The sequence below is a fragment of the Flavobacterium sp. KACC 22763 genome (assembly GCF_028736155.1).
Classification (GTDB): domain Bacteria; phylum Bacteroidota; class Bacteroidia; order Flavobacteriales; family Flavobacteriaceae; genus Flavobacterium.
Genome location: NZ_CP117879.1, coordinates 2,339,674 through 2,358,763 on the forward strand (window position 1 = coordinate 2,339,674; position 19,090 = coordinate 2,358,763).

The window sequence follows — 19,090 nt, forward strand, 5'->3', positions numbered from 1 at the left end:
TTCTTATATTTTTAATTTTACCATTAAGACATTAAGAAAATTAAGCTTCACTTTATGTTCTCTTTGCGATTAAAGGTTAAGTTTATTAAGCCTACTTGCTTAATTATCTTTTATTATTAAGTAACTATTTAAACTCAAAACTTAATTTTCTTATTTTTAATTTTACCATTAAGAGATTAAGAAAATTAAGCTTAACTGTGTGCTTTCTTTACTATTAAAGGTTACGTTTATTAAGCCCACTCGCTTAATTATCTTTATTATTTAAGTAACTAATCTATTACACCAAAAAACTTAATTTTCTTAATGCCTTAATGGTTAAAAAAATTAAAACTTAAAATATTCTTTAGCGTTGTTGTATGAAATATCAGAAACTAACTTTCCGATCCATTCCATATCGTTTGGAAGTTCTCCTCTTTTGATTTCGTCTCCCAAAAGGTTACATAAAATACGTCTGAAATATTCGTGTCTTGGGAACGATAAGAAACTTCTAGAATCTGTCAACATTCCAACAAAACAGCTGATTAAACCCATATTTGAAAGCGCATTCAATTGTTTTGTCATTCCATCTTTTTGATCTAAGAACCACCATCCAGAACCAAATTGTACTTTTCCGCGAACGCTTCCGTCGTTGAAATTTCCAATCATCGTTGCCATAACTTCGTTATCAGCAGGGTTCAAGTTATAAATAATCGTTTTAGTCAATTTATCTTTGCTATCTAAAGCGTTTAAGAAAGCAGATAATTTTTGCGCTTGCGGATAATCTCCAATAGAATCCCAACCTGTATCTGGGCCTAAGATTCTGTGCATACGAGCGTTATTGTTACGCAATGCTCCTAAGTGAAACTGCTGAACCCATCCAAACTCGTGATACGTTTCTGATAAGAAAACTAAAATAGCACTATGGAATTTTAAAACATCTTCTGGAGACAATTCGCCATTTTCTCTTTTCTTTTTGAAAATAGCATTTACTTCACTTTCTGTATAGTTCTCAAAATCAATTTGATTTAATCCGTGATCACTTAATTTACATCCGTTTGCATTAAAGAATTCGATTCTTTTTCTTAAAGCAGACTGTAAATCAGCATATGTGTTAATTGCAATACCGGACACATCCCCTAATGTGTCCAGATATGCATTATATCCATCATTAGCAATTAAGATGGCTTTATCAGGTCTGAAAGCCGTACTCATTTTAATTCCTGTCGAATTATTTGCGAATTTTTGGTGAAATTCTAAAGAATCAATTGGATCTTCTGTAGTACAAACTAATTCAGCATTTACTTTTTTAAGAAGGTTTTGTGTGCTGTACGCCTGAGAATTTATTTTCTCAGAAGTTTCGATATAAATTTTCTCTGCCGATTTTTCATTCAACAAATCATAAATATCAAAATAACGAGCTAATTCTAAATGCGTCCAGTGATACAACGGATTACGCATTGTGTAAGGAACTGTTTTTCCCCAGTTTAAGAACTTATCTTTATCTGAACCATTTCCTGTAACAAACTGTTCGTTGATTCCTAAAGTACGCATTGCACGCCATTTGTAGTGATCACCATTAATCCAAACCTGTGTAATGTTATCGAAGATTTTATCCTCTGCAATAAACTGCGGATTTAAGTGATTGTGGTAATCAATAATGGGCTGATTTTTAGAGTAATTATGGTATAACTCTTCAGCATATTTATTTTCTAATAAAAAATTATCGTGTATGAATTTCTGGCTCATGTCTTTTAAAATATAATTTGAAAATTATTCTTCGTTTGAAGGTTTTCCTATTGTAGCAAGGATTCCGCCGTCAACATACAAGATGTGACCGTTTACAAAATCACTCGCTTTTGATGATAAAAATATCGCTGCTCCAGCCAAATCGCTCGGGTCTCCCCATTTTGCAGCTGGCGTTCTGCTAATGATAAAATCGTTAAACGGATGCCCGTCAACTCTAATTGGTTTTGTCTGTTCTGTTGCAAAATATCCAGGACCGATTCCGTTGATCTGAACATTGTATTTTGCCCATTCTGTTGCCATGTTTTTAGTCAGCATTTTCAAACCACCTTTTGCAGCAGCATAAGCAGAAACTGTATTTCGTCCCAATTCACTCATCATAGAGCAAATGTTGATGATTTTTCCTTGACGTCTTTCAATCATTCCTTTTGCAACATGCTTAGAAACGATAAACGGACTTACCAAATCAATATCAACTACTTCTCTAAAGTCTGATACTTCCATATCAAGCAACGGAATTCTTTTGATAATTCCAGCATTATTGATCAAGATATCGATTGACCCAACTTCGCTTTCAATTTTTGCAACAGCAGCTTTTACTTCTTGCTCTTCGGTTACATTAAATTTGTATCCTACTGCATTGATTCCTTCACTTTTTAATTCGGCTACGGCATGATCAATTTTTTCTTGAGAAGAATTTCCGTTCACAACAATTGTTGCACCCGCCTGACCTAATCCTTTTGCCATTGCCATTCCCAGTCCGTGTGTACTTCCTGTTATTAAGGCAACTTTTCCTTTTATATCAAACAAATTTGTCATCTTATCTTAAATCAGTGATTTTACAAACATCCATATCTCCGTAATCTAAGTTTTCACCAGCCATTCCCCAGATAAAAGTATAATTGCTAGTTCCAGAACCTGAGTGAATAGACCAAGGCGGAGAAATTACTGCCTGATGATTGTTCATCCAGATATGTCTTGTTTCTTGTGGCTGCCCCATAAAGTGACAAACTGCCTGATCTTGCGGAATATCTAAATAAAAATATACTTCCATTCTACGATCGTGAACGTGAGCTGGCATGGTATTCCAAACACTTCCTGGTTTCAATTCTGTCATTCCCATTTGCAATTGGCAAGTGGTAACCACACTTCCAATAATCATTTGGTTTACAGTACGGTGATTTGCCGTTTCCATTGTTCCCAATTGTAATTTATTAGCTTCAGCTAAACTTACTTTTTTAGTTGGGTAAGTCGTATGCGCTGGAGCAGAGTTTAAATAGAATTTAGCAGGATTGTTTTTGTCATCACTTTTAAAAACCACTTCTTTATTTCCTGCTCCGATATACAAAGCATCTTTAAAACCTAACTCATAAGTTGTTCCTTCTACGACAACAGAACCGCTTCCTCCAACATTGATGATTCCTAATTCTCTACGCTCTAAAAAATAAGGCGCTTTTAAAGGATCGATCGTTTCTAAAGCTAAATCACCTTTTACAGGAACTGCAGAACCCGCAATGTATCTGTCGTAATGCGAATAAACCAAAACCACTTCATCTTCCTGCATTAAGTCATCAATTAAGAATTCTTCTCTCAATTGCTGCGTATCATACTTTTTTACAGCTTCTGGGCTTGACGCGTATCTTGAACTATATTTTGTCATAATTTTAAATTAATGTAATCGATTGCACAAAATTATATTTTTATATTTAAATAGCATAATTGAAACGAAAAAAATATTTCAATTCTGTTCATTTTTCTTTATAATTCGACTTTTTTCATTCGAGGAACCAGAATATGCATTATCAGCCAAGCCAATAAATATGAGGCTCCACAAATACAGAACATAATAAAATAACCTGTTTCTACTTTTCCAAGTTTAGTATAGTAAACAAACATGTTTTTCTGAACTAGCAATGTCAGCAAAATTCCGCCGAGCGCTCCAAACATTCCTCCTAATCCGGTAACAGATGCTGTTGCTTTTTTAGGAAACATATCTGATACTGTTGTAAAGATATTGGCACTCCACGCCTGATGCGCAGAAACCGCCAATCCGATTACCAAAATTGCAAACCAGATATTTATAGTTCCCAATTGCTGAGCGAACAAAACCGGCAATACAGCAAATGCATAAAGCAGCATACTAGTTTTACGAGCTTTGTAGGCAGGCCAATTGTTATTTATTAATTTCAAAGGAAGCCATCCTCCGCCAATGCTTCCAATACTTCCAATCATATAAACTAATGCGCAAGGCCAAATAATCTCTGTTGCATTAAGCTTGTATTGTTTCATCAAGAAATCTGGCAACCAGAACAAATAAAACCACCAAACAGGATCTGTCAATAATTTACCAATTGCAAAAGCCCAAGTCTGGCGAAAGGATAATAATTTTATCCAAGAAACCTTTTCTTTTGACTCTTCTTCTACTTCCTCTACTTGATCTGAAGTAATATATTCTAATTCTGCTTGAGATAAACGTTTTTGCTTCTGAGGCACTTCATATAACAAAAACCATAAAGCAAGCCAAATAAACCCTACAATCCCTGTTATGATAAATGCCCACTGCCAGCCATAGTTTTCTGCAATATGAGGCACTGTTAAAGGTACGATTATAGCACCAATATTACTTCCAGAATTAAAAATCCCTGTTGCAAGAGCTCTTTCTTTCTGCGGAAACCATTCTGCTGTAGCCTTAATTGCTGCCGGAAAGTTTCCTGCTTCTGTAACTCCTAAAAACACTCGGGCAATTAAAAATCCTCCTGTTCCTGTTGCCAATGCATGTCCAATTGCCGCTAAACTCCATAATCCTGTTGCAATGGCATAACCTAACTTAGTTCCCAACTTATCAATAATTCCTCCCGCAACCAGCATTCCGAGCGCATATGCAATTTTAAATGCCAGTTCGATATTCGAGTAATCTATAACCTCCTGTTCGGGAGTCCAGTGAAACGCTTCTGCCAAAAAAGGCCGAAGGTAACTTATTACATTTCTATCCAGATAATTGACAGTTGTAGCAAAAAAAACTAAACTGCAAATAGTCCAACGGTATTTTCCTATTGCTGCATTAGCTTGGTTCATGATGTGGTTGTGGTTTAGGTTGGTTAGTTAGTTTTTGAGAAATCTCTTTAGAGATCTGTAATCGGACTGTATTTTGGAACCAATGTTTTCATTACAATCCAGCCTGTTAAATAACAAACTGCGCAAATAGAAAATATGATAAAATATCCAGCTTCAATTCCTTTAAATCCCATAAAAGCCATATTGGTATCTTTTGCATAATCAAACAATACTCCAGATCCTTTATTAATCAACGTTGAACCAACTCCACCTGCTAAACCTCCAATTCCTGTAATAGTTGCAATTGCTTTTTTAGGAAACATATCTCCTACTGTTGTAAAAATATTTGCCGACCAAGATTGGTGAGCCGCACCAGCAATTCCGATGATAATTACCGGAACCCAATAACTGATGTATCCTAATGGCTGTGCAATCAAGGCTAATAATGGGAAAAATGCAAATATTAACATTGCTCTCATTCTTCCTTCGTACGGATTCATTCCTTTTTTCTCTACGAAATACGTTGGCAACCAGCCTCCAATAATGGATAATAATGTAATCATGTAAAGCACAAATAAAGGTAATGCCGCTTCTGTAGAATCCATTCCATACACAGAACTTAAATACGCTGGAGTCCAGAATAAAAAGAACCACCAAACGCCATCTGTCATGAATTTACCAAATGCAAAAGCCCAAGTTTGTTTGTATTTGAAGCAATCTGCTAAAGACACTTTTCCTCCAGCTTCAGGCTTAAAACCAATCTTGCTGTCTTCAATATCATCTTGCTGAATATAAGCCAATTCTTCTGGAGAAACTCTTGAATGTTTTTCTGGTTTATCGTACATAAACATCCAAAATCCCATCCAAACAAAACCTAAAGCTCCGATAATGATAAATGACATTTCCCATCCAAAAGATTTTGCGATAAACGGAATTGTAATGGGCGCTGCCAAGGCTCCAACTGTCGCTCCAGCGTTGAAAATACTAGTTGCAAAAGCTCTGTCTTTTTTAGGAAAATATTCTGCTGTAGTTTTAATTGCCGCAGGGAAGTTTCCTGCTTCTCCAACTGCTAGAACAAAACGAGCAAAAATAAATAAAGCAACACTCACATTGATAACCAACGCTGTATCGCTTATTGTACTGATTATTTCTTTTGAACCATGAAAGCCCACTAACCATTCTCCTGCAATAATTCCTGAAGTTGCAATACCGCAGAAAGCATGAAGACAGGCTCCTACTGACCAGATTCCGATTGCCCAAAGAAATCCTTTTTTAGTATCCAACCAATCTACAAATCGTCCTGCAAACAATAATGACACTGCATAAAAAATAGAAAACAAAGCAGTGATATTTCCGTAGTCGTTATTGGTCCAGTGAAATTCTGGCGCGATAAAATCGCTCCATGTTAACGACAATACTTGTCTGTCTAGGTAATTGATTGTAGTTGCAAAAAACAGCAATGCACAAATACTCCAACGGTATTTTCCTGTGGTTTTGACACTCTGGTTTACTGCAACGGTCTCGGTTTGATTCATAGTAAGTGGGTATTATAGTTTTTGTAATTTTTGGTAATCTTAAAAGACTATGTTTACTGCTTTCTAAAAATAGTATAATCAATAAATTAACACCTTAAAAGAAAAATAATGTAATCGATTGCACAAATATAGTTTTTAATCTGTACAATCCAAATAATATTGTGTAAAAAATTATTTTAGCCTATCAAATAAACATATTACTTAAAAAAAAGAATTCAAAATTACACATTAAACAATATATTTGTTAAAAGCCAATGGGTGAAATTCATCCTTTTTTGGGGTAAAATTGTCCTGAAATTTAAGATTAAAAAGAGTATTCTTCGTCAGCTTTGATTAATTTAGCCCATCAGTTGTATTTTTTGAACCAAAAAACATATACCATTACAAACCAAATAATTATATATCAAATTGAAAACTACAAGAACACAATCTTCAAGAGGAATTACGTTGAGTTTTCTTCTTTTCTCAGGACTATTTTCTATGAATGCACAAGATCAAGTAATTCCGTTATGGGATAAAATTCCAGATGAAATAAAAGCAGTCAATTATAAAGAAAAACCAGAGTTAAAAGATGGAAAGATGCAAAGTACAAGTCAGGTTTCTGTGCCTACTTTGAGTATTTTTATTCCGAAAGAAGCAAAACCAAATCAAACGGCGGTAGTTATTTGTCCAGGGGGCGGTTATACGCATTTGGCCTTTGACAAAGAGGGAACAAAAGTCGCTGAATGGTTTAACAGCTTAGGAATTGCAGCTTTTGTACTGAAATACAGAATGCCAACTGATTTGACCATGAAAAACAAAAATATCGGACCCTTGCAAGATGCTCAAGAAGCGATTCGCTACGTGAGACAAAATGTATCAAAATGGAATATTGACCCTAATAAAATTGGAATTTTAGGTTTTTCTGCTGGTGGACATTTGGCTTCGACTGCTTCAACACATTATGACGATAAAGTGTATGACTCAACATACAAAGTAAGTGCACGCCCTGATTTTTCGTTGCTGATTTATCCTGTAATTTCTATGGAAAATGAAATCACACATAAAGGTTCGCAGACCAATTTACTTGGAAATAATCCTTCAAAAGAGCTAATAAATAATTATTCAAACGAAAAGAGAGTGACTTCTAAAACACCTCCTACTTTCTTAATTCATGCTACAGATGATACTGTGGTTATTCCAGAAAACAGTATTAATTACTATTTGGCATTAAAGAAAAAAGGGGTTTCTGCAGAATTACATATATATGAAAAAGGTGGTCACGGATTTGGATTAGGCGTTGCTGACACAAGCAAATATTGGACTAGAGATTGCGAAGAATGGCTTAAATCAAACGGATATAACTAGAAAAAAGAAAGGCAAAACTTTTACAAGTTTTGCCTTTTTTCAAAAAAAAAAAAACAAAAAGGAATTATAAAAACCAATTTTATATGTTTAAGCAGTAACTTCTTGTTCTGCTGTTTTTTTCAATTTAGAAACAGGAATTGCTTTAGTTGCCACTTTTGGTTTTGCTACAGGTTTCTTTTTACCAAATTTCTGTTTTCCCCACCAGATAATAAATCCAGTAATAGGCAAACTGGCAGAAATTAAGCTCGCCAAAAACGCAATAATTTTCCCTGTTAGCCCGAGAACACTTCCTACGTGAATATCGTAATTCATACGTCTGATTTTGTCTGGAATATTTGCTTCTACATATTTACCTGAAAATGGTGTTTTAATCGAAATTTCTTTCAAGCTTTGCTGATCAAAACTATAACGATCCATGTTATAAAAAGTGTGTCTTTGCTTGTAAACAAAAGCACCAATCGGATCTGCAGGTTTCGCAGGAATACTGATTAAAATTCCCGCTGCCTGAGGATTCTCTTTTCTTAAATTCAACAAAACTTTATCTGCTGTTGTAATATTAAACTCTTTTACATGAGTTGTATCTGATTTTGGAGATTCACGGTTTTCAACCAATGGTTTTCCACCAGAAGTAACCCAATACAAAGATTTACTCCACCATCCAAAACTCCATACTAAGCCTGTTACGGCAATAAAAAACAGGAAAATGCAGCTGTAAAAACCAAATACATTGTGCATGTCATAATTGACACGTTTAAAGCTGGCATCCCATTTTATTTTAAAACTTTTATCAATAATAGATTTAATCCATTTTGTCGGCCACCACAAAACGATGCCTGAAATTAATAAGACGATAAAAATTAAAACTGCAACTCCAACAATTGGTCTTCCAATATCATAAGGAAGCCATAATGCGCGGTGTCCGTTTAAAATCCATCTGAAAAAGTCTGGAGAATCTCCTCTAGAAAAGGTTTTCACATTTAATACATCTCCCGTGTATGGATTCATATAAACGCTAATGAATGTTCCTTGACGTCTTCCGCCTTTACGTTTTTCATCCTTCCCTTTGCCCTTTCCTCTTTCTTTTCCTTTTTCATTCGGCTGAACTTTTAGTTCTGATTTTGCATTTTCATTTTTAGCAAAATCTTTCCTTCCTCTTTTATGCTCTCCTTTTTCTCCACGTCCTCCCCTTTCTCCTTCTTCTTTTTTCTCTACAAAATAACCCACAATCGCAGCTTCATCTTTTGCTCCAAAAGTCACGCTGGTTGCTTTTTTGTCTTTCATTTTTTTATCTGCAATCGAAACCAATTGAGACGGCAATAAAAATGCTTTTTCCTGAGGTTCTACAAAACGCCAGTCTTCGATAAAATCTTTTATTTCATTTTCAAAAACATAAATACAGCCTGTAAGACTGACAATGACCACAATGATTCCAGATGCTAAACCAAGCCACAAATGCAGCCAGGCCATAATGCGCTTAAAAAGCGACTTTTTACTTTTTTTCTTGTTATTTGGTTTTGAAGAAGAAAACATAATTGGATAGATAAATAGGATAAATAAAAAAACCGTAAGTCCTCATCAAGTAAGGACTTACGGCAAAAAAATATTAGTATTTTAATTTTTGAATTGCAGTAATTTGTCCACCTTCAACTTTCATACCTTTTGTTGCAACAGCAGTTGTACCGTTGATTGAGTAAATCCAGTTTCCGTCAGGAGTATTGATACCTACAATTGCAGAACTTCCATCTTCTGAAGTAATATTGTAACGGCTAGTTACAGAAGTTAATGTTTCTGGAGCATTTGTTACCCATGTAAATGTTTGGTTGTAAACATCTGCGATTGCCATTTTAACAGCACCATTGTTTTTACCCACATTTCCATACATTAACAATAAGAATTTACCTTTTGAAATATAAGTAGTAGACGAAATTTTATATCCTCCAGATTTTTCTTGAACATTAAAGAAATACGTTTTGTCAAATTCTGTAGTACCTTTTTTAATTTTCACAATTGCAGAAGGTTTTGTAGAAGTCATTACAGAGTTGCTAGTAGCAATTGCTCCAGAGAAACCGTAGGCATCTCCATTTTCGTCTTGGAATAATCCGTTTGTGAAATAAGCTCCTAAATAACTAGTACGGTTATCTTTGATTACTTTTTCTAATTTCAACTCTGGATAGTTGTAAACCGCTACCCAAGTACTATCTGGATTTGCAGTACCAAAGTTGTCTACTCCATCTCCTTTAATACTCATATAAGGCATATACACTTTATCTCCAACTTGAGTCGCCCAAGTATAAAAAGCTCTTTCTCCGTTTCCAGCCAATTTCTTAGTATCTTGTTGAGCTTCACCTGTAATAAGTGACTTTTCTGCATCAATTTTGTACATAGATGCGATAGAAGCACCACTTCTTGGCACTTTTACCGTTAAGATATCTTTATTGATTGCAGCAAATACATGTACCGTTTCTGCTTGGAAATCAGATTTTTTAACCAATTTCCCCTCAGCATTTAAGTTATAAGTGGTTACAGCTCCAGGATTTCCTTGTCCGTAAAGCAAACTAAAGAAGTTATTTTGTGCTGTAATATAGTAACGGTAAGTTCCGTCTTGCTCCAATCCATTTCCTGTAGTAGTAATAGATCCTGTAGAAACATCGTCTGCAGTTAGCAAATAATCTGCAATTCCTGCTGCCCCTGTTGTTGCAGTAATAATATATTTTGTTTTTCCTGTATCTGTTCCTCCGCCAGTTTCTCCTCCTGATTTATCAGAATCACTGCTGCAAGAAAAAGCTGTAAAAGCTAAAACAGCTGAAAATAATGCTAATGTGGTACTTTTCTTCATTGTATTATAGTGTTTGTATTAAAATTTAATTATTTGATTTACTGAAGTAATATCTCAATTTGATATAGAAAGCGCGACTTGGTTTTTGCAGCGAAAAATTATCGTAAAGCTTATTGTCTAATAGATTTTTGCATTCTAAAGCAATATTGTATTTTCCGTTTGCCATTGTATAAACAGCATTTAAATCATGGCTAAACTGCTGCGGAATTTCTAACTTGCTATCCTTGCTTCCCATACTTGGCCATGACAAATAATAAGTATGAACATATAGCAGATTATAGCCTACAGATAAGTTGTTGCCTTTTTTCCAAACATCATTAAAGAACACCGTAGCATCTGCACTTCCGAATAAATAAGGCATATTTGGAATTCTGTCATTATAAAAAGGAGATACATAATTTTGATTTGGCTCGTACATAGTTTTGTTTCTAATGTTCTGGTACGTTGCGTTGAAACCAGCCGTAAAACGATTGCTGTATGAATATCTAATCTCGCCATCAATACCATAATTGGTTACTTTTCCTTGATTGACATTCGTAGTCATAGTTTGATTATTATTTAATGTCGGACGAATAAAATCGACTGCATTTCTATGCAAAAGATTTACATCAAAAGACAAAGCATTTTTTTCGCGGAAACTGGTCTGAAAACTTGCTCCTAAATTGTAATTGTTACTAGATTCAGGTTTTAAAGAAAGGTTTCCTTCTAAATTATCATTGACATTACCAAAGATTTCCTCTGGACTTGGCAATCTATAAGTCTTTTCGTAAGAAGCTTTAATTTGAAGATTATGCCTCAAATAATAACTCGTAGCCGCTCCATAACCCGTTGTAGAAGTATGATCTACATATTTCTGATACGCAATATCGCCAGTAGCTCCCGACGGATTGTAGCTTCTTGAATAAGTAGTTTTTAATGAATAATCTTTTAGGAAAACAGAAGTACTCCATTTTTCATTATAATCTAATTTATAACCCAATCCTAAAACATTCTTTTGTGTTTTTTTAGGCTGTTTATAAACCAAAGATTCTGGAACCAATTCGTCACTTTCTTTACGGTCGAACGTGTTAAACGTGTTATTGACCATAAATGAATGTCTATCATTTAGCGTATAAGTTGCATTCGCTGTAGCAATACCATTGTTATTATAAAACTTACGCAACGTTCGGCTTCTTTCTCCTCCTGCGCCCTCATATTGTTTGTAATCGCCAAACCAATTGTATCTTCTAAAAACGGTATCAATATTCTGTTCGTAACCAAAATTGTAATTCCCCGTTACATTCACATTAAGACCTTTGGTAAATAAATCTTTAACCTGATATTTTAAAGTTGGCATTACAATGCTTCCTTTTCTATAAATCTGTCCAAATACGCTAACCATTCTGGCACCAGTCTGTATGTCGGCTTTGTTTTCTCCGCCGGTAAAACCGATCATTAATTTATCAGCATATTTTTTACCGGTAATACCCACATTCAAAATCACGGCTTCATTGCGGTATTTATCATGAAAACGTCTCACTCTCTGATTTGGAAAATAAGCTCCCGTATTTAAATCGGCCACATCTACATTTACCCAATAATTATTATCAGAATAATTCTGGAAAGCATTGATTTCTGTAGTAAAACCGCTCTTAGCAGTATAACCAGCATTGATGCTTGAACGATGCGTATTAAAAGATCCGAACGAATACGAAGCATCTACAAAAGTTCTCGGTTTGCTGTTCGTAACGATATTTATTGCTCCTCCCAAAGCATCTCCACCAAGCCAAATTGGCACAACACCTTTGTAAACTTCTACGCGATCGGCAAGATTAATTGGGATATTATTCATTTGGAAAGAAGAACCAAAATTATCCATTGGCACTCCGTCTATAAAAACCTTAATCTGATTTCCTGAGAATCCGTTGATCGAAAGTTCTGATCTCGAACCTACTCCACCCGCTTCACGGTTACGAACACCAGAAACTCGGTCTAAAGCATGCGATAAATCTAAAGTTGAATTGTGCAGTTTTTTAGCATCGATAGCCGTTACACTATAAGCTTGTTTATTTACTTTATCAGTTTGAGATCTTCCAAGAACCGTTACACTTTCTAATTCCTGTAACTCGCTTTCCATTTTAATTGAAACCTCTAAATTGCCTGAAACTTCAATCTGTTTTTTTTGGACTGCAAATCCCAATGCTGAGATTTTTAAAGTATGTTTTCCTGAGGGTACATTTTTTAAAATATAATTCCCGTTTTCATCCGACATAGTGCTTAAACCTGTTTTTTCGACAACAACAGTTGCAAACGGAATTGTTTCTCCAGAATTTTCAACAACTTTTCCAGATACTGCGAAGCCTTGATTTTGCTGGGAAAATAATAAGAACGTAGTTAGAAAAAATAAACTGGCAAATAAAAATTTTTGAGTTGACATATCTTTAATTAGACTAATTATAAATAACTTTGCTGCAAAAGTACCATCAACGTCTTCAAAAAAGATAGGGAAAAACGGATTATTATTTTGTAAAAACGGATTATATTTTGAAAATCAACGCCACCCTTTTAACGTCAGAAACACCTATAATTAAAATTCAAATTGGAGATAAATATTATCCAAAAAGCATTTTAACCGAAGAAAATGTCAACATTCAAAATGGAGATTCAGAAAAAATAATAAGCCATCATCTTATAACCGAAGGATTAGTTCTACTTGATACTCAGATGTATTATTCAGAGCCAAGAACCGTAACATTTGAGATTGATGAAGAATCGGTTGTGATGAATTTTATCTACAGCAGCAATGTAGAAACCCATATTGACCAATTGGAAAGCGAAAAATATTCTAAAAAAAACACGCATAATATTTTCTACACTAATAGTTTTAAAGCAACGTTTAACATTCCGCCTTTTACAGAAATCAATTATTTGTCAATTATTCTTTCTAAAGAGTTTTATTATAACATCATAAATGAAGACTGGCAGTTGCACGAAAAATTTTCAAAGAAAATCCTTGACAAACAATCCAGTTATTTAACATCAAAATATCTTCCTTTTACACCTGCTATTCAATGGGTAACGTCTGAAATTAAAAACTGTGCTCGCGAAGGTGTTCTGAAAAGAATTTATATCGAAAGTAAAATTAAAGAACTTCTTATTCATCAGCTTGAGACATTAATTATCAAACCTTTAGAAGCAGAAAACATAAACGAAGAAGATTATAGCAAGCTTTTAGAAGCAAAAAAAATACTAGAAGACGATTATAGAAACACGCCTACTCTACCTGAACTTTCGAGACTTATTTCGCTAAACGAGTTTAAACTAAAAAAAGGCTTTAAAGCTTGCTTTGGAACCACTGTCAAAAGTTATATCATTAAACTGAGAATGGAACATGCCAAAGAATTATTTCAAAACAAAAAAGCTACAGTAAGCGAAGCGGCATATAAGTGCGGATACAAAGACGTTTCGCATTTTTCGGCGGCTTTTAAAAGCTATTACGGATTTTCACCTCAAAAGTTCAAAATCAATACCGATATTATTCAGTTCTGGCTGATTGGCTTTTCATTATTGTGGTAAAAAAAAAAGGGTCTTAAAATTACGTCCGTCGACTTAATCTTAAAACCCTAAAAAAATTAGACATTAATGTATATTGCAAACTTATATACAAGTACCCACGATCAAATGAATATGTCAAAATTCAATGTAAAAACGTTTCTCCAAAAACAGTTTTCTGTAGAAATTTTAATGATACCCAAAAAGGTAAAGGCTACCATCTTTTCAAATTTCTACAGGCCAAAATTAGAATTCACATTATAGATAACCTTACGGTTTTCCTCATTGTGTGAAAAAATTAACATTCTTAACTTTAATTTAAAACCTTAAGTAATTGTATCGCAAAACATTGTAAAAATCTTCTTTAACGTAAATTTGTGAAAGGAAATACTAGATTCTTCTTCATGTATGTCTAAAAAAGACTCGAAAAAACTCATTTCTTGTCCTAGATTAAGCCGTTTTTCTTAAAATCCTCCCTACATTTGTCAATGATTTTAATTAGAAAATGAGATAATCAGGACAATTAGATAATTAAATGAGAAATTAATAAACTTAGTATCTTAGAACCTTAGAAGCTTAAAAAAAATGAAACAGTTGCAATTTTTATTACTCGGAAAAAATGAAGCCATTTTAGCTATTTTACTTCGTCTTGTTAATGCTGATGAAAACTGGCACGGAGTTGCTTTTAATAACGAAAAAGAAGCCCAAGAATATTTTCAAAACAATAAAATCGATATTGTTCTTTTAAGTTCTGCAATCGAAGATCATGTAGAGAAAGAATTCACTTCTTTCTGCTTACAACACAATCCAGACGTTGAAGTCATTGAACATTTTGGAGGCGGAAGCGGATTACTAAAATCTGAGATTCTTCATCGATTATATCTAAAAGGAAAAATTTAGCTATTACATTTTTATCTTTAAAAATCGCTTGTCGATTATAAGAAATTTATGCTACTTTTGAGAAGACAAATTTAAACCAATACCTCAAAAAGTAAGTTTCTTAAGATGAAAAAAAGCATTGCTCTATTATTAATTTGTTTTTCCTTTCAAATAGGAACTTCACAAAAAATCTATTTCGAAAAAAGCAACTACAAAGACAGTTTAACTCTCAGCAAAAGCATGCCTCTTCTTGCCAAAAAGATACTGTCACTTTATAAAAATCCCAGCAGAGCTTCCTATTTAGATAATTATGCCAGGATACAAGCCGTTGCGGGAGATTTAAAAGGAATGCATCAGACTTTTGTAACCTATTCGCAGGAAATTTTAGGAGACAGTATTGCCAACAAGCCTCTAGGGTTCATTTATAAAACTTATGGAAATACAGCCTTAAAAGAGCCCAAAACAAAATCTGATTTTGAAAAAGTCTATACATCTGAGTTTTACAAATTATACAATACTTTCAATCCAGATGGAAAAAGCTGGGCCGAAGGGTATTATGAATTAAAACTTTCCGACATTAAAAATGATTTTGAAGAAAAGCTTAAACTTGTTCAAGATAATGACAGCATTAGCTTAGAAAATGCTGCACAATTATGCCGACAATATTCACGCTATTTTATTTTAAGCAAAACTCTTTCAATTGCTCAGAAAATAATTGCAAAAATTGAAGCTGATACTTATATAATAGACCGCGATATCATTATTACATTGCCAAACGGAAGCACAATTTCTGCCACTATGGTCAGACTTAAAAATGTATCCGAACCGCAGCCTGTTGTAATGAAATATAATATCTATGCAGGAAACGAAGTTAGCGACTGCAAAGAAATTGCGAATATGGGTTATGTGGGTTTTGTTGCCAATACACGAGGCAAACGTTTAAGCAATGATCCAATAGAACCTTACGAACATGATGGCGATGATGCCTATCATATTCTGGACTGGGTTAGCAAACAGTCGTGGTGTAATGGTAAAATTGGATTATACGGCGGCAGTTATTTAGGTTTTAGCCAATGGAGCGCTGTAAAAAAAGTGCACCCTGCTTTAAAAACAATTGTACCGTTAGTTTCTGTTGGTGCCGGAATTGATTTTCCGATGCAAAACGGCATTTTTATGAGTTATGCATTAAAGTGGATTCATCTGGTTGCCAATACAAAACTAACCGATCTCAACAGCTTTTTGAACAGCAAAAAATGGGATGAAGTTTTTACTCAGTACTATAAAACTGGAGCGAGTTTTCGTTCTTTAGACAAAATTGAAGGCAATCCTTCTCCTTTATTTCAAAGATGGCTAGAGCATCCTGCTTACGATAGCTATTGGCAGAATATGACACCTCAAAAAGAAGCATTTGCTAATATTAATATTCCAATTTTAAGCACAACAGGCTATTATGATGATGATCAGCTTGGAGCAATGTACTATTACAATCAGTATCAAAAATACAATAAAAGTGATAATTATTATCTCATAATCGGGCCTTACGATCATGGCGGTTCGCAAGGAGCTCCTCGAAAAGAATTAGGCGGTTATACCATCGATGAAGTAGCAAATATTCCAATTAATGCCATTATTTTTCAATGGTTTGATCATATTTTGAAAGGTGCAAAACGTCCTGAAATTTTGAAGGATAAAGTAAACTTTGAAATTATGGGTAAAAATGAGTGGAAAAGCGTTTCTTCTTTAGACAAAATGCACAATGAAAACCTAACCTTTTATTTAAGCAAAAGCAATTCGAAATATTCATTACAAAAAACAGCTCCAAAAAAGGCCGTTTCTATTAATCAAACTGTTGATTTGAAAGATCGATCTGAAATTAATATTTATAATGATGATTATGTAAATGGTTTCCCTAAATTAATAGATTCGATTTTTAAACCCGAAAAACATCTATTGGTTTTTGAAAGTGATCCTCTTGAAAATTCAACCATAATCAGCGGTTCATTAAAAACATCGTTAAAAATAAGCACCAACAAAAAAGACATTGATGTCGAAATACAGCTTTACGAAAAAACAGCAAAAGGTCAATATTTTGCTTTAACCAACAATTTACAAAGAGCTAGTTTTGCAAAAGACAGAACCAAAAGGCAATTATTGACTCCTAATAAAATAGAAACAATTGACATTGAACAAACTTTTATAATTTCAAAAGAATTAGAAAAAGGAAGTTCAATTATAATCGTATTAGGAGCCAATAAAAACCCAAACTGGGAAGTTAACTACGGTACTGGTAAAAATGTTAGCGACGAAACCATTGACGATGCGAAAGAACCTTTACAAATAAAATGGTATTCTGACAGTACCATTACAATTCCAATTTTAAAATTGTAGAACAGTATCTGATGGAAAAAACCTATTCAATTGTCTTTTATTCTAACACGCTGGTTGAACCCGTTAAGAAATTGAAAGACTTTTTAAAAAGCAAAATCAATTGGTACAACAGCTGCAATTCTGAAGCACATATTACGATTTGTGAGTTTACAATTGAGGAATCTGAGTTCGATTTAATCAAACAAAAGCTTTCTAAAATTTCAGATACTTTTACGCCTTTCCAAGTATCGTTAGACCATTTTGATTCTTTTCAAAATAGCGGTGCTTTTTTTATTGGAGTAAATGAAGGTTCTAAAAATAATCTAGTGCCAATCATGAAAAAGATTCATGAAACCTTCAAGTTTTTAAAACTCAAAAAAAGTGATAATCCGCACCTGTCGATTGGACGACGATTAACTCCAGAAAACCTTAAAATCGCTTCTGAACTTTTTACCACAATTGATCTTCAATTTGAATGTAATGAAATTGTTTTAAGGGAATTTGATCCCAAAGTAAAACAGTTTTTTGTGATTGATGCTTTTCCTTTTGGAAGCAATCCAGAGCCTCAATTTGTGCAGGGAAGTTTATTTTAACCGTAAAGAACGCAAAGAATTTAAAACTTCTAAACACTATGTTTGTCATTTCGACGAAGGAGAAATCTTCGCGAGTAGCTCTACAAAGATTGTCGATTTCGATTGCGGAGTTTCATACGAAGATTTCTCCTTCGTCGAAATGACAAAATTGTACGCTAAACTTTGTCAAAGTTTCAAACTTTGACAAAGTTCTAACGAAACTTGAAACCCGAAACCTCAAACTTGAAACAATCTAAAACCAATCTTTATATTTTTCGTATATTTGAATTTCGCAATTCATCACGATATGAAATCCCTAGATTCATTTTACAAAGATATTACCGAAGGTTCAACTGTTGATCCAACTTCCTTATTGCCAAACGACATTCAGAAAGAAATCGGCCATTTTAATGTTTTTGATATAAAAGAACTTTTGGAGCGCATGAAAGGAAAACCCGGAATGCCTTACGACAGAAGAGCTTATTACAAAATAAGTTTAATTAGAGGTCACAACAAAGCAGAATACGCCGATAAAGTAATCGAAATCGAAAAACAAGGATTGTTATTTGCAACACCAAAAATTCCCTACAATTATTTACCGCAAGACACCAATCAAGGCGGTCAGTTTTGCGTATTTACAAGCGAATTTTTATCTAAAAGCAAAAGCGGAATCGATCTAGATGAACTTCCTATTTTTGCATCAGACGGCTATCCGATTTTTCAGCTTTCTGACGAAGAAGTTTCAGAAGTAGAATTGATTTTCAATAAAATACAAAAAGAAATTAACTCTGATTATATTTATAAATACGATTTAATTCGAAATTATGTTGCTGAGCTGATTCACTTTGGACAAAAATTACAACCTATTACAGCTTTATATTCGAAACACAATTCGGCAGCAAGAGTTTCATCTTTATTTGCTGAATTATTAGAAAGACAATTTCCTATAGAATCACCAAATCAAAGATTAGAACTGAGAACCGCAAAAGATTTTGCGGAAAGATTATCCGTTCATGTGAATCATTTAAATAAGGTTTTAAAAGAAAACACCGGAAAGACCACAACAGAATTAATTACAAACCGATTAACAAACGAAGCCAAAATACTTTTAAAGCAAACCGATTGGAATATTTCTGAAATCGCCTATTCACTTGGTTTTGAAGAATTAGCCCATTTTTCAAACTTCTTTAAAAAACAAACTTCTTACACGCCGATTGCTTTTAGGAGTTAGATATTTTAGATTTTAG

General features: G+C 33.9%; 14 protein-coding genes. 6 read left to right on the forward strand and 8 right to left on the reverse strand.

Annotated features, from left to right (window positions below; all coding sequences use genetic code 11):
- Nucleotides 1–324: 324 nt before the first annotated feature.
- The 5 genes from uxaC to PQ463_RS09480 form a co-directional block, all read right to left on the reverse strand.
- Nucleotides 325–1,725 carry a glucuronate isomerase gene (gene uxaC / locus PQ463_RS09460; protein WP_274257520.1) on the reverse strand — a complete coding sequence of 467 codons (1,401 nt, stop codon included), beginning with the start codon at nucleotides 1,723–1,725 and terminating at the stop codon, nucleotides 325–327.
- 24 nt (nucleotides 1,726–1,749) lie between these two features.
- Nucleotides 1,750–2,541: a gluconate 5-dehydrogenase gene (locus PQ463_RS09465; protein WP_111377124.1), complete on the reverse strand. Its 792-nt coding sequence runs from the start codon at nucleotides 2,539–2,541 to the stop codon at nucleotides 1,750–1,752.
- Between the two features lies 1 nt (nucleotide 2,542).
- On the reverse strand, nucleotides 2,543–3,382 hold the full coding sequence (gene kduI, locus PQ463_RS09470; RefSeq protein ID WP_111377125.1) for a 5-dehydro-4-deoxy-D-glucuronate isomerase: 840 nt from the start codon (nucleotides 3,380–3,382) through the stop codon (nucleotides 2,543–2,545).
- A 98-nt stretch (nucleotides 3,383–3,480) separates the two neighbouring features.
- A complete protein-coding gene (locus PQ463_RS09475; protein WP_274257521.1) occupies nucleotides 3,481–4,797 on the reverse strand; it encodes an MFS transporter in 1,317 nt (438 codons plus the stop codon).
- 47 nt (nucleotides 4,798–4,844) lie between these two features.
- Nucleotides 4,845–6,311: an MFS transporter gene (locus PQ463_RS09480; protein WP_274257522.1), complete on the reverse strand. Its 1,467-nt coding sequence runs from the start codon at nucleotides 6,309–6,311 to the stop codon at nucleotides 4,845–4,847.
- Between the two features lie 408 nt (nucleotides 6,312–6,719).
- Between PQ463_RS09480 and PQ463_RS09485 the strand changes: the two genes are divergently transcribed.
- Nucleotides 6,720–7,658, forward strand: a complete 939-nt coding sequence (locus PQ463_RS09485) for an alpha/beta hydrolase (RefSeq protein ID WP_274257523.1) — start codon at nucleotides 6,720–6,722, stop codon at nucleotides 7,656–7,658.
- Between the two features lie 87 nt (nucleotides 7,659–7,745).
- Here the strand turns inward: PQ463_RS09485 and PQ463_RS09490 are convergent, their stop codons facing one another.
- From PQ463_RS09490 to PQ463_RS09500, 3 genes are all read right to left on the reverse strand, one after another.
- Complete coding sequence (locus PQ463_RS09490) at nucleotides 7,746–9,125, reverse strand: PepSY-associated TM helix domain-containing protein (protein ID WP_274257524.1); 1,380 nt, start codon at nucleotides 9,123–9,125, stop codon at nucleotides 7,746–7,748.
- Between the two features lie 136 nt (nucleotides 9,126–9,261).
- Nucleotides 9,262–10,494 (reverse strand): DUF4374 domain-containing protein, encoded by a 1,233-nt coding sequence (locus PQ463_RS09495; RefSeq protein ID WP_274257525.1) that lies wholly within the window; start codon nucleotides 10,492–10,494, stop codon nucleotides 9,262–9,264.
- A gap of 25 nt (nucleotides 10,495–10,519) precedes the next feature.
- Nucleotides 10,520–12,910 (reverse strand): TonB-dependent receptor, encoded by a 2,391-nt coding sequence (locus PQ463_RS09500; protein ID WP_274257526.1) that lies wholly within the window; start codon nucleotides 12,908–12,910, stop codon nucleotides 10,520–10,522.
- A 107-nt stretch (nucleotides 12,911–13,017) separates the two neighbouring features.
- Between PQ463_RS09500 and PQ463_RS09505 the strand changes: the two genes are divergently transcribed.
- The 5 genes from PQ463_RS09505 (at nucleotide 13,018) to PQ463_RS09525 (ending at nucleotide 19,074) form a co-directional block, all read left to right on the forward strand.
- On the forward strand, nucleotides 13,018–14,049 hold the full coding sequence (locus PQ463_RS09505) for an AraC family transcriptional regulator (protein WP_274257527.1): 1,032 nt from the start codon (nucleotides 13,018–13,020) through the stop codon (nucleotides 14,047–14,049).
- 561 nt (nucleotides 14,050–14,610) lie between these two features.
- The gene (locus tag PQ463_RS09510) at nucleotides 14,611–14,925 is read left to right on the forward strand and encodes a response regulator (RefSeq protein WP_274257528.1); all 315 of its coding nucleotides are present in this window, start codon (nucleotides 14,611–14,613) and stop codon (nucleotides 14,923–14,925) included.
- A gap of 105 nt (nucleotides 14,926–15,030) precedes the next feature.
- Nucleotides 15,031–17,292: a CocE/NonD family hydrolase gene (locus PQ463_RS09515; RefSeq protein ID WP_274257529.1), complete on the forward strand. Its 2,262-nt coding sequence runs from the start codon at nucleotides 15,031–15,033 to the stop codon at nucleotides 17,290–17,292.
- An 11-nt stretch (nucleotides 17,293–17,303) separates the two neighbouring features.
- Nucleotides 17,304–17,864: a 2'-5' RNA ligase family protein gene (locus PQ463_RS09520; RefSeq protein ID WP_274257530.1), complete on the forward strand. Its 561-nt coding sequence runs from the start codon at nucleotides 17,304–17,306 to the stop codon at nucleotides 17,862–17,864.
- A gap of 286 nt (nucleotides 17,865–18,150) precedes the next feature.
- On the forward strand, nucleotides 18,151–19,074 hold the full coding sequence (locus PQ463_RS09525; protein WP_274257531.1) for a helix-turn-helix domain-containing protein: 924 nt from the start codon (nucleotides 18,151–18,153) through the stop codon (nucleotides 19,072–19,074).
- The last annotated feature ends 16 nt before the right edge of the window (nucleotides 19,075–19,090 follow it).